The following is a 12,674-nucleotide window of genomic DNA, read 5'->3' as shown; positions in this document are numbered from 1 at the left end:
TGGTATATCTGTAACCTCTTTTTAACCACGGGTAATGAGAGTAAGCAGAAGCAAATATGCAGATCTGCGGCAGGGTTTAGTGAGTTCATACATGCGGGAAGCATGGCGGCGGATGTCGCGCCGCGCGGCGTTGACGCGATTGCGTCTCACCCGCCACACGATGCGTGTGCCGGAGCGCCTGATCGTGGCGCCGACCGATCTGCGCAGCGTCGATCCCTTTTTCGTCGAAGAGCTTTTGAACGGCCGCATTCTGCTCGCTGGGCGCGTTCTGGAAACGCAAGGCGGTTCCCCTTTCTCGTTGGAGCTGCCGTCGCTGGCCTTTGCCGCCCGGCTGCATAATTTTCGCTGGCTGCGGCATTTGCGGGCGGAAAAGAGCGATCAGGCCTCAGCTGCGGCGCGGTCGATCCTCACCGACTGGATTGCTGTTCACGGTCGCCGGCTGCATGGCCTAGCCTGGTCGCCCGACATAGCGGCGCAACGGCTGATCGCGCTTCTGTCGCATTCGCCCGTGCTTTTGCAGGGCACCGATAGCGGTTTCTACCGCCGCTTCATGCGCATGCTCGTATTCCATGTGCGCTTTTTGCGCCGGATCGTGGCGTCGTCGCCTGACGGCATCACAAGGTTCCGCGTGCGTATCGCGCTTGCCATGGCCTCGGTCGCCATGCCGAGCAGCTCGCTGACGCTGAAACGGGCGGGGCAGGCCCTCGATCGCGAGATCGACCGGCAAATCCTGCAGGATGGCGGCCATATCTCTCGCAATCCACGGGCATCGCTGGAATTGCTGCTCGATCTGCTGCCGCTGCGCCAGACCTATGTCAATCTCGGCCATGACGTGCCGATCCGGCTCATTCCCGGCATCGACCGCATGTATCCGGCACTGCGTTTCTTCCGCCATCAGGATGGCGATCTGGCGCTGTTCAACGGTGCGACCTCGACGCTGGCCAATGAGCTGATGTCGGTGCTGCGCTATGACGAGACGGCCGGTCAGGCCTTCAAGGCGCTGCCGCATACCAAGTATCACCGGCTAGCGGCCGGTTCGGCCGTCGTCATCGTCGACGTGGGAACCGCAGCCTCGTCCGATCTCAGCCGCACAGCCCATGCCGGCTGTCTTTCCTTCGAGATGTCGTCGGGCAAGACGCGCTTCATCATCAATTCCGGCGCGCCCGAATTTGCGGGTGATCGTTTCATGCAGGCGGCGCGGGCGACCGCGGCACATTCGACCGTCACGCTCAACGACACCTCGTCCTGTCAGTTCTCCAAATCGAAATCGCTTGGGCCGATCATGGTCAGCGGCGTCAAGAAGGTTATCGTCGAGCGCGCCGAGACGGAAGACGGGCGAGACTATGTCCGTGCCGCGCATGACGGCTACCTCCCCGCCTTCGGTTATGTCCATGAGCGCGAGATCAGTCTGAATGCCAGCGGCACGATCGTCGCCGGCCGCGACCGGTTCTTTGTGCCGGAGGGCAAGAAGCATCAGCCGAAGGGTGAGGGCATCGCTTCGGCCCGCTTTCACATTCACCCTTCCATCAGCTTGCTGCAGACCGAGACGGATGCCGCGCTGTTGATCGCTCCGGATGGAGAGACATGGGTCTTCTCCTCGCCCGGCAACGAGGTGCTTGTGGCGGAGGATATCTTCTTTGCCGATCCCTCAGGCATGCGTTCTTCCGATCAGCTCGAGATCGTCTTCCGGATCACGGAAAAGCCGGAAATCCGCTGGTTTTTATCGCATCGGCCATAGGCTAAGCGCGTGAGCTATGCTAACGGGGCGGCATTATCCGTCCCGCACCCTTTTTGCCGGACGCCACATCTCCCTATGCTAGACCGGAGAAAGCCCATGGCCGTCGTTTCCAAGAAAATTCCCGCTCCCGACAAGGTGAAGGTGAAAACCGCACTTCTGTCCGTTTTCGACAAGACTGGCATCGTCGAGCTGGCGCGTGCGCTGAGCGAGCAGGGCGTGCGCCTGCTGTCGACTGGTGGCACGCATAAGACGATCGCCGCAGCAGGTCTTGCGGTGACCGACGTTTCGGAAGTGACGAATTTTCCGGAGATCATGGACGGCCGTGTCAAGACGCTGCATCCGAAGGTGCATGGCGGCCTGCTGGCCATCCGTGACGATGCCGAGCATCAGGCTGCTATGAAGGAGCACGGCATCGAAGGCATCGATCTTGCCGTCATCAACCTCTATCCCTTCGAGGACGTGCGCAAGGCCGGCGGCGACTATCCGACGACGGTGGAGAATATCGACATCGGCGGCCCGGCGATGATCCGCGCTTCGGCCAAGAACCATGCCTATGTAACGACGCTGACCGATCCCGGCGATTATGCCGAACTGCTGGGGCAGCTTTCCGCCGACGCCGGCCAGACGACCTATGATTTCCGCAAGCGTATGGCCGCCAAGGCCTTTGCCCGCACCGCTGCCTACGACGCGATGATTTCCAATTGGTTTGCCGAAGCGCTCGATATCGCCACGCCGCGCCACCGTGTCATCGGCGGCGTTCTGCGCGAGGAGATGCGTTATGGCGAGAACCCGCACCAGAAGGCGGCTTTCTACCTGACCGGCGAAAACCGCCCCGGCGTCTCGACGGCAACACTCCTTCAGGGCAAGCAGCTGTCCTATAACAACATCAATGACACCGACGCCGCCTATGAGCTCGTCGCCGAGTTCCTGCCGGAAAAGGGGCCGGCCTGCGCGATCATCAAGCACGCAAATCCCTGCGGCGTTGCCACCGGCCCGAGCCTGGTGGAAGCCTATAAGCGCGCTCTCGCCTGCGATTCCACCTCCGCTTTCGGCGGCATCATTGCGCTGAACAGCCTGCTCGATGCCGAAACGGCGGAAGAGATCGTCAAGCTCTTCACCGAAGTGATCATCGCGCCTGACGTTACCGAGGAAGCCAAGGCGATCATCGCTCGCAAGCCGAACCTCCGCCTCCTGTCGGTCGGCGCCCTGCCCGATGCGCGCGCTGCCGGCCTGACTGCGAAGACTGTCTCCGGCGGCCTGCTCGTGCAGAACCGCGACAATGCGCTGGTAGAGGACATGGAGCTCAAGGTCGTCACCAAGCGCGCGCCGACGGCGCAGGAGCTTGAAGACATGAAGTTCGCCTTCCGCGTCGCCAAGCATGTGAAGTCGAATGCCGTTGTGTACGCCAAGGACGGCCAGACGGCCGGTATCGGCGCAGGGCAGATGAGCCGTGTCGATTCCGCCCGGATCGCCGCCATCAAGGCCGAGGAAGCCGCCAAGGCCATGGGGCTTGCCGAGCCCCTGACGCGCGGCTCCGCCGTCGCTTCCGAAGCCTTCCTGCCCTTTGCCGACGGGTTGCTCTCGGCAATTGCCGCAGGCGCCACGGCCGTCATCCAGCCCGGCGGCTCGATGCGGGACCAGGAAGTGATCGATGCGGCCAACGAGCATAATGTCGCGATGGTCTTCACGGGCGTTCGCCATTTCCGCCACTGATCGGCGGATATACCGCATCTATAAAACGTATATCCCGGTTGGTTTGCCAGCCGGGATTTTTTTGCCTACTTCGCCTTGTCGGCCGGATAGGGCGTCGGCAGCAGAAGCAACAGGCCACCGGCGAGAAAGATGACAAGCGTCGCCATGCCGAGGCGGGCAGAGCCGCTCCAATAGGTCACCAGCGAGAAGAACAGCGTCGCCATGAAGCTGGTGGCGCGGCCCGAGAGCGCATAGATGCCGAAATAGCGGCCGGCCTCCGAGAGGCTGACGCTGCGAGCGAGATAAGAGCGCGAGGAGGCCTGCACAGGCCCGAAGGCGATGCCGATCAGCAACCCGTAGGCGATATAGGCTTTTTCCGCTGCCGTGCCGAACAGGCCGCCGGCATCGGCGGTCGAAAGCGGCACGAGGCCGAAGAGCGTGAAGCCTGGTCCGGTCGATATGATGCCGAACGTCGCGACGAGCAGCAAAGTCAGGCTGATGACCACTGTCGTCTTCGATCCCAGCCAGCGATCGACATAGCCGGCGGCAAAGCAGCCAAAGATGGCGATGACGTTGAGGATGATGCCATAGATGCCGATTTCGATCGTGGCCCAGCCGAACATGCCAGCCGCAAAGGTGCCGCCGAGGATCAGGAGCCCGTTGACACCATCCTGGTAGATCATCCGGGCGATGAGGAAGAGGCTGATGCCACGCCGGCGCTTCAGTTCGCCCAAGGTCGCCGATAGCTCGCGCAGGCCCGAGCGAACGGCAGCGCGAAGTGGCAGGCCACGGGCGGCATCCGGCGTGAAGAGGAACATCGGCAGGATGAAGACGAGATACCAGGCGGCCGAAATCGGCCCGGTGATGCGTGCATCCTCGCCGAGCACCGGATCGAGGCCGAAGAGCGGCGTCAGGCCGAGAATGGTCTTGCCAGTCTGCGGACTGCCAGCGAGCCAGGCCACCACGGCGATCAGCACGATCATGCCGCCGAGATAGCCGAGCCCCCAGGCGGCATTCGACAGCCTGCCGACATCGTCCTTGCCCACCAGCCGTGGCATCATCGAATCGTTGAAGACGATCGAGAATTCGGCGGAGATCGACGCCAGGATCATGAAAATGACGGGATAGATAACGGGCGATCCGGGGGCTGCTTCCCAGAGGCAGAAAAGGCTTGCGATCTTGATGACGGCGAAGAAGGCGATCCAAGGTTTGCGGGCGCCGGATTGATCGGCGATCGAGCCGAGGACCGGCGAGAGGATGGCGATGATCACCGAGGAAATCGTCGCCATATTGCTCCATGTCGTCTGGGCGGAGACGGGATCGGCCGTCAGCCGCGCGACGAAATAGGGGCCGAAGATGAAGGTGGTAACGACCGTGAAGAACGGCTGGGCCGCCCAATCGAAAAACATCCAGCCCCAGATGCCGCGTGCCGGCACTTTGGCCGGCACGTCATTTTCAACAATTTCGGTTGCCACCAGATCCAGCCCTCATTCCCTTACCCGTTCGCAGGGTCGGGGCGGACTGTGTCACCTTGCCCGGCCGTTCGCAAGATCGCTGAGCAGGCCAGCGGCGACGGTGATGCGGGCGAGGTTGGGATCGCCGCTTTCGCTGAGGCCGCCAAGTTCTTCGGCGATACGATTGATGCGGATACGGTCTTCCGCATGCCATGCCTGAACCGGCTGCTTGTCCTTCGGATGGTTGGACAAAGCAGAGATGACGATATCGCGGCGGGCGCCGGCGATCTGGTCGAGGCTGCGCGCCAAAGCGAGGCTCTCATAGTGATCGCCGGTGACGATCCGGCTGCCGGCAAGCAGGAGGCGGCCGACGCGGAAGGTTTGCGAGACGGTGAAGTAGCTTTCGGCCGCCCGGTTCAGCGTATCGCCGGTGCGTTCGGCGATCTGCATGATCTCAGGCACGAGGACAAGCGCATAGATCGTGGCGATCTCCGAAGCGAGCTTCTCCGGCAGGCCGGCTGCCTGGTATTCCGCTTCGCGGGCTGCGATCTCGGCCGCGAAATCTGCCGGGATGTGGGTCAGGAAGACGGGTCGAAGCTTCTTCAGAGCTGCGCGAAGCCGGCTAACGGTTTCCTCGATTTCGCCCTTGGCCGCTCCGGTCTTCAGCAGCAGGCGCGTCAGCACGGTATAGACTTCGGTGATCTCGCCATAGACGCGGTTCTGCATCTGGCCGCCCACCTTACCGTCAAGCGCATCCGTCTCGTTCCAGAGCCGGTCGAGATCGAAGCCGTCGCGGGCGATGACGGCGGCCTTGACCACTTCGGCCGCTGATGCCGCCGTCGCATCCATCATGCTGACGGCAAAGCCTGGACCGCCCCGATTGATCGCTTCGTTGGCGAGCGCCGTGCCGATGATTTCACGGCGCAGGCGATGGCTTTCGATATCCGTGGCGTTCGAACGCTGCATCTTGGCCGGGAAGTAGCGGCTGAGCGTGGCTGCAAAATAGGGATCGTCAGGAAGGTCGCTGGCGACAAGCGCGTCGAAGAGCACGATCTTGGCATAGGAGAGCAGTACGCCGATTTCAGCGCGCGTCAGCGGCCGACCATTGGCGTAACGCTCGGCGAAGGTCTGATCGTCGGGCAGGGTCTCGACCTTGCGGTTGAGCTGCTTGGCCGCTTCCAGCACGCTCATGAAGCGGCTGAGTTCGAGAGCGTTGCCTGTGCCCTTGCGCTCCGTCAGCGAGATCGCCAGGGATTGCAGATAGTTGTTGCGCAGAACGAGCGCTGCCACCTCGTCGGTCATGGAGGCGAGCAGCGTATCGCGCTTGGCGCGTGTCAGCCGGTCGTCGAACATAGCGTTGGCAAGCGCGATCTTGATATTGACCTCGACGTCGGAGGTGTTGACCCCGGCGGAATTGTCGATGGCGTCGGAGTTGCAGCGCCCGCCCTTCAGGCCATAGGCGATGCGGCCCTTCTGGGTGACGCCGAGGTTGGCGCCCTCGCCGATCACCCTGGCGCGAACCTCGTCGGCCGTGATGCGGATCGGATCGTTGGCGCGGTCGCCGACTTCCGAATCCGTTTCGGAGGGAGCCTTGACGTAGGTGCCGATGCCGCCGAACCACAGGAGATCAACGGGTGCCTTGAGGATCGCCGTCATGATCTCGAAGGGCGTTGCGACCGCCTTGTCGATGCCGATCGCGGCGACGGCTTCCGGCGTCAGCGTGACCGATTTTGCCGCGCGGGAAATGATCATGGCGCCCTTCGACAGGACGGACTTGTCGAAATCCTGCCAGCTCGAACGCGGCAGGTTGAAGAGCCGCTGACGTTCTGCGAGCGTCTTGTCCATGTCCGGATCGGGATCGATGAAGATGTCGCGATGGTCGAAGGCGGCGAGCAAGCGGATTTTCGGCGACAGCAGCATGCCGTTGCCGAAGACGTCGCCGGACATGTCGCCGACGCCGACGACGTTGAAGGGCGTCGTCTGGATGTCAATGTCCATTTCGCGGAAGTGCCGCTTCACGGTTTCCCAGGCGCCGCGGGCGGTGATGCCCATCTTCTTGTGGTCGTAGCCGGCCGAGCCGCCCGAAGCGAAGGCGTCGTCCAGCCAGAAGCCTGCTTCCTGCGCCAGCGCATTGGCGGTGTCGGAGAAGGTGGCGGTGCCCTTGTCGGCGGCGACAACGAAATAGGGATCGTCGCCATCGAGCCGGACCGTATCGGCCGGCGGGATGATATCGGCGCCGGAAATGTTGTCGGTGATCGACAGCAATGTGCGGATATAGGTCTTGTAGGCCTCGCGGCCGGCATTGAAGATCTCGTCGCGGTTGCCGCCGACCGGAAGCTTCTTCGGATAGAAGCCGCCCTTGGCGCCGACGGGGACGATAACGGCGTTCTTCACCTGCTGTGCCTTCACAAGGCCCAGCACCTCGGTGCGATAGTCTTCAGCGCGATCCGACCAGCGCAAGCCGCCACGCGCCACCTTGCCGAAGCGCAGGTGTACGCCTTCCACCTCGACACCATAGACGAAGATTTCGCGGAAGGGGCGCGGTTCGGGCAGTCCATCGAGCAGCTTGGGATCGAGCTTGAAGGCGAGCATGGCCTTGGGGGTACCGTCCGCGTTCTTCTGAAAATAGTTGGTGCGCAGCGTCGCGTCGATAGCATTGACGTAGCGGCGCAGGATGCGGTCGTCGTCGAGGCTCGGAACGTCGGCAAGCTCGGCTTCGATGCTCGCATGCAGCTCGGAGAGCTTCTTCGTGCGGTTCTTGTCGCTGAGCTTCGGGTCGAGCGTATCGTGGAACAATCGGAAGAGCGATGCGGCGATACGCGGGTATTTGTCCAGCGTCGCAGAGATATAATCCTGCGAATAGGCGATGCCGGCCTGTCTGAGATAGCGGGAATAAGCGCGCAGCACATTGGTTTCGCGGGCGGAGAGATCGGCAGAGACGATCAGCCGGTTGAAAGCGTCGTTGTCGATCGTGCCGCCGAAGGCAGCAAGGAAAGCTTCCTCCAGGGCGGCGCCGTGGCGGGCGAGATCGATGGTCAGGCCATTGCGGGCCTCGAGCTCCATGTCGTGCAGCACGACATGGCCGGTCGATCCGTCCTTGGCCGTGACGTAGATATCGAAGGTGCGCTCGCTGATGACGTTGAAACCGAGATTTTCCAAGAGCGGTACGCGGCGCGACAGCGCCAGATTGCCGTCTCCATGGAAAATCTTCAGCGAGAGAATGTCGCCTGCCTCGTCCTTGCGGATATAGAAGCCGATGCGGATCGGTTCGGCACCGGTCGTGGCGATGATATCAGGCAGATCGGCAAAGGCGTCTTCCGGCGAGAAGGCCTCCTGGAAGGCCTGGCTGACGGAAATGCTCGGCGCTTTCGGGCCAGCCAGCATGGCGAAGCGCTCGTCCCAGCGGGCTGTTATGGCGCGGATCGCCTCTTCCAGCTTGGCCTGGGGAACATGCGGCGTCTTGCCGGCGCTGCGGCCGATGATGAAGTGCACGCGCGCCACGCCGCCTTCCGGGAAAGCCGGATAATAAGCGGAGACGCGCCCGTCATAGACCGACTTCAGGTAATTGCCGATCTTCTCGCGGACGACGGAATCATATTCCTCGCGCGGGACATAGACAATGACGGAGACGAAGCGGTCGAAATGATCGATGCGCGGCAATACGCGCACGCGCGGCCGGTCGGTCAGGTCGTTGATCTGCTCGGCGAAATTTGCCAGCAACGAGGTGTCGATCTGGAAGAGATCGTCGCGCGGATAGGATTCCAGCGTGTTTTCGAGCATTCGGCCGGAATGGCTTGTCGGATCGAAGCCGAAGTGATCCTTGACTTTCTGCACCTTCGAGCGCAGCAGCGGCACTTCCGCGGCAGCGCTGGTATAGGCCGTCGACGTGAAGAGGCCGACGATGCGTAGCTCGCCCGTTACGTTGCCATCAGCGTCAAAGCGCTTGACGCCGACATAATCCATATAGGCGCGGCGATGGACGATCGATTTGACGTTGGCCTTGGTGACGATCAGGAAATCCGGGCCGTCAAGAAAGGCGAGGATTTCCGGCGTGGTCGTGACGGCGTCCTTGCCCTGCCGGAGAACGCGGACATCCGGATTGGAGAGGATGCCGAGGCCGGTGCCGCGATCGCGCTCGACCTTGGCATTGGCGCCCTTGCCGGAATAGACATATTCGCGCATGCCGAGGAAAGTGAAATTGCCGTCGCGTAGCCAGGCAAGGAAGGCAAGCGCTTCGTCACGGTCATTCTTGCGGCGGCCGGCAGCCTCGTAGGTCGATAGTTCCGATATCACCGTATCGAGGCGCGACAGCATCGGCTTCCAGTCGGAAACGGCAAGATGCGTCTGATCGAGCACGGTCTGGATCCGCTTGGTCAGATCCGTCGCCTGCGCTGTCGTCAAAGGTGAGAGATGAAGCTGGATATGGCTGACGCGATGGGCCGGATCGCTCGGCTGATCGGCGGAATAAAGGCTCGGTTGCTTGCCCTTCTCGACGACCAGGATCGGGTGGATGGCCATATAGAGATCGCGGTAGCTGCTGGTCACTTCACCCATGATCGATTCATAGAGGAAGGGCATGTTGTGGTCGGTGATCGAGAGGATCGACACCGCAACGCCATCGGGTTCGATACCGGCGACCTGCTCGATGCTGACTCGCGGAGAGGTGCCGCTCCAGGCTGCCAGTTCCTTGGCCGCGTGCGTTGCGGCAAGGGCCAGCATTTCCGGGCTGTAAAGCTCCATGTCGTCATTGCTCGCCCGGCCGAACAGGATTTCGGGATCGAGATGCGCCTCGCCCGCTGCCGCGGCTATTTTGCGTGCCGCTTCAATCTGTTTTTCCCGTTTCGGATTGGTCTTGGGCGCCATGGAATTCCTCCCGATTTTCGAATTATGACGACAGTAGCAGAAGGTTTAGCGAAAAAACTGGCAAAAAGAATGCGAATTTGGTTGCTTTCGGACTGATTTTGGCCGGTTTTTTTAAAAATCTTGCCGGAATGCGCGATCTCGGTGCAAAGCGGATATCAGTGGTGTGACATTGGCGGAATCAACTCGTCAACAGAGGTTTTCATGACTCTGTGAAGTGCGGTTGACAGAGTGCCGTCGAAGGGATCATCAACGGCGCCATGGCAGTTTGAAGCCCTGAACTTGAAAGCTAGCATCATGTCGCAAGTGTCCGCCGGCACCGTTATCGTCATCTCCAGCCACGTCGTCCGAGGGTCAGTCGGCAATCGCGCCGCCGTTTTCGCGTTGGAGACTCTTGGCCATCCGGTGTGGGCGCTGCCGACGATCGTTCTCCCTTGGCATCCCGGTCATGGGCGTTCGACGCGGTTGACCTTCAACGAGGCGGATTTCGACCATGCGATCGACGATCTCATCGCCGCACCCTGGCTTTCGGAGGTCAAGGCGGTTCTGTCGGGATATTTTGGCAATGCTGCGCAGGCGCATTCCGTTGCAAGGCTCGTAACGGCTTTGCGGGAGAAGAACCCCGATCTCCTCTATGCCTGCGATCCTGTCATCGGCGATGCCGGCGGGCTTTATGTGCCTGAGGCGACGGCGGAAGCGATCCGCGACCATCTGATCCCGCTGGCGTCGCTCGCAACGCCGAACCGCTATGAGCTTGCCTGGCTTGCGGGAGCGCCCCTCGAGGATAACAACGCCATCATGGAGGCGGCTCTCGCGCTTGGCCCGTCGCGCATGCTGGTGACGTCTGCCGTGCCGATGATGGCCGGCGGCATTGGCAATCTCTATCTCAGCGGCCGAAATGCGCTGCTTGCCGAACATCGCAGCGTGGAAGGTGCGCCGAACGGGCTCGGCGATCTCTTATCCGCCGTGTTCCTGTCGCGCCTGCTTTCCGGCATGGATGAGGAGCGGGCGCTGCAGCTGACGACGGCCAGCGTCTTTGAAGTGCTGGCACGCGCCGTCAAGCGCGGCAGCAACGAGCTGACGCTTGCCGTCGATTCTGCAAGCCTGTCGACACCGATGGCCATGGTGCAGCTGAGGCATCTCGTCCACCCGGCGCAGCGGAAGAAAAGGTAACGGCTGGCAGCGACGGGAGCTTTTTGCAGCGCAGCAGTTGCCATCGGCCGAAGTGCATTGTAATCCAATATCATGCAAAGCTTTCCCGACACCCTTCTGAACGGTTATCGCAACTTCATGAGCGGGCGTTACGTCGATGAGCGCGAACGCTATCGCACTCTCGCCGAGCTTGGCCAAAGCCCATCGACCCTCGTGATAGCCTGTAGTGACTCCCGTTCGGCGCCGGAGATTATCTTTGACGCCGGGCCGGGCGAACTCTTCGTCATCCGTAACGTCGCCAACATGGTGCCGCCCTACGAACCGGACAGCAATTTCCATGCGACTTCGGCAGCGCTGGAGTTCGCTGTTCTGTCGCTCAAGGTTTCCGATATCGTCGTCATGGGCCACGGCCGCTGTGGCGGTATCCGAGCCGCGCTCGATCCCAATGCCGAACCTCTGTCGCCTGGCGACTTCATCGGTCGCTGGATGGCGCTGCTGAAGCCTGCGGCCGAACAGATCCAGAGCAACGACATCATGACGCAGACCGAGCGCCAGACGGCTCTGGAGCGCATCTCAATCCGCAATTCGCTCGACAATCTCCGCAGTTTTCCGGAGATCAGAGCGCGCGAGGAAGAAGGCAAGCTTAGCCTTCACGGCGCCTGGTTTGATATTTCGACCGGCGAACTTTGGGTCATGGACCCGGCAACGCGCGATTTCATCCGCCCTGAGATTTAAGGGGCCCGAGGTTTAAGAGGCAGGCGCCCCGTAGGGCGGCAGGTGGATCAACGAAAAAGGCGCTGCTGACCATCTGGTCGCAGCGCCTTTTTTGATTCACGAGATCAGGACTACTTGCCGTCGATCTGCTGGCCGATATAGGCGATTGCCTGCTGATAGACCTTTGCGTCGTTCCAGCCGGCAATGGCGGAGAAATTCGGCTCACCGGGCTGATAGCCGGCGCCGGGCTGCCAGCCGTGGCCGCGCAAGAAGTTGGCGGTCGAGGCGAGTGCGTCGGCGCGCGATCCCACAAGATCGACCCTGCCGTCGCCATCTTCATCGACGCCGAAGGCGACGACGTTTTTCGGCATGAACTGCGTCTGGCCGATTTCGCCATGAGCTGCGCCGCGTGCCGACGGGCTGAGATAACCTTCGCCGACGAGCTTCAGGGCGGCGTAGAGCTGCTCAGTAAAGAATGCGGAACGACGGCAATCATAAGCAAGGGTTGAGACGGCCGAAAGCGTATGCTGATCGCCCATATAGCTGCCGAAGCCGGTTTCCATGCCCCAGATGGCGATGATCGGGCCTGGGGGGACGCCGAAGCGCTTCTGGATCTTGGCGAAGAGCGCGGCATTGGCCTGCTTCATGCTCTTGCCGCGATTGATGATCGTCTGTCCCCCGCGCTTCTTCATGAATTCCTCGAAGGAAAGCTTGAAGCTCTTCTGGCCGCGGTCGGCGCGGATGGTGGGTTGGTTGTAATGGACGTTGGCGAAGGCCCTGTCGAGGGTGGAGGGGCTGACGCCCTGTGCCTGCGCTTCCCGCTTGAATTCCTGCACCCAGTTCTCGAATCCGGCGGAGGTGTTGCCGCAAGATGCGGCATTTGCCGCAAGCGGCATTCCCAGCAGCAATCCGCCCGCCACGAGAGCTGCCATTCCAGATTTTGTGAAGCGCATTCAGTGTCCCCGAATTCTTACCGCGGTGCGAACGCGGTAACCGTTTTCAATAGCGCGCAAACCCTTGAAAGCCAGGGGATCACGCGCGTTTAATCGCCAGCGGACCATGCC

Annotated in this window: 7 protein-coding genes; 4 read left to right on the top strand and 3 right to left on the bottom strand. The window is 61.6% G+C overall.

Annotated features, from left to right (window positions below):
• Nucleotides 1-91 precede the first annotated feature (91 nt).
• Both PH558_RS13625 and purH read left to right on the top strand, forming a co-directional pair.
• Complete coding sequence (locus PH558_RS13625) at nt 92-1,738, top strand: heparinase II/III family protein (protein ID WP_244575250.1); 1,647 nt, start codon at nt 92-94, stop codon at nt 1,736-1,738.
• A gap of 96 nt (nt 1,739-1,834) precedes the next feature.
• Nucleotides 1,835-3,451, top strand: a complete 1,617-nt coding sequence (gene purH, locus PH558_RS13620; protein ID WP_285204883.1) for a bifunctional phosphoribosylaminoimidazolecarboxamide formyltransferase/IMP cyclohydrolase — start codon at nt 1,835-1,837, stop codon at nt 3,449-3,451.
• Between the two features lie 65 nt (nt 3,452-3,516).
• Here the strand turns inward: purH and PH558_RS13615 are convergent, their stop codons facing one another.
• Complete coding sequence (locus PH558_RS13615) at nt 3,517-4,908, bottom strand: MFS transporter (protein ID WP_483314155.1); 1,392 nt, start codon at nt 4,906-4,908, stop codon at nt 3,517-3,519.
• Nucleotides 4,909-4,956: 48 nt separating this feature from the next.
• A complete protein-coding gene (locus tag PH558_RS13610; protein ID WP_285204882.1) occupies nt 4,957-9,747 on the bottom strand; it encodes an NAD-glutamate dehydrogenase in 4,791 nt (1,596 codons plus the stop codon).
• A gap of 294 nt (nt 9,748-10,041) precedes the next feature.
• Here PH558_RS13610 and pdxY point away from each other — a divergent pair, with 294 nt between their 5' ends.
• Together pdxY and PH558_RS13600 are read left to right on the top strand one after the other, a co-directional pair.
• A complete protein-coding gene (gene pdxY, locus PH558_RS13605; RefSeq protein ID WP_095433377.1) occupies nt 10,042-10,917 on the top strand; it encodes a pyridoxal kinase PdxY in 876 nt (291 codons plus the stop codon).
• A 72-nt stretch (nt 10,918-10,989) separates the two neighbouring features.
• A complete protein-coding gene (locus PH558_RS13600) occupies nt 10,990-11,631 on the top strand; it encodes a carbonic anhydrase (RefSeq protein WP_095433376.1) in 642 nt (213 codons plus the stop codon).
• Nucleotides 11,632-11,741: 110 nt separating this feature from the next.
• On the opposite strand, the gene PH558_RS13595 is transcribed toward PH558_RS13600, so the two are convergent.
• On the bottom strand, nt 11,742-12,563 hold the full coding sequence (locus PH558_RS13595) for a lytic murein transglycosylase (RefSeq protein WP_095433375.1): 822 nt from the start codon (nt 12,561-12,563) through the stop codon (nt 11,742-11,744).
• Nucleotides 12,564-12,674 lie beyond the last annotated feature (111 nt).

Source organism: Rhizobium pantanalense, from assembly GCF_030182525.1.
GTDB lineage: Bacteria > Pseudomonadota > Alphaproteobacteria > Rhizobiales > Rhizobiaceae > Rhizobium.
The sequence above is the reverse complement of the archived record's forward strand: the minus strand, read 5'-3'. Positions and strand labels throughout refer to the sequence as shown.

Bases quoted from the DNA above. Each gene is read 5' to 3' on its own strand.
- PH558_RS13610 (WP_285204882.1), bottom strand. From the start codon at position 9,747: ATGGCGCCCAAGACCAATCCGAAACGGGAAAAACAGATTGAAGCGGCA.
- PH558_RS13595 (WP_095433375.1), bottom strand. From the start codon at position 12,563: ATGCGCTTCACAAAATCTGGAATGGCAGCTCTCGTGGCGGGCGGATTG.
- PH558_RS13600 (WP_095433376.1), top strand. From the start codon at position 10,990: ATGCAAAGCTTTCCCGACACCCTTCTGAACGGTTATCGCAACTTCATG.
- pdxY (WP_095433377.1), top strand. From the start codon at position 10,042: ATGTCGCAAGTGTCCGCCGGCACCGTTATCGTCATCTCCAGCCACGTC.
- purH (WP_285204883.1), top strand. From the start codon at position 1,835: ATGGCCGTCGTTTCCAAGAAAATTCCCGCTCCCGACAAGGTGAAGGTG.
- PH558_RS13625 (WP_244575250.1), top strand. From the start codon at position 92: ATGCGGGAAGCATGGCGGCGGATGTCGCGCCGCGCGGCGTTGACGCGA.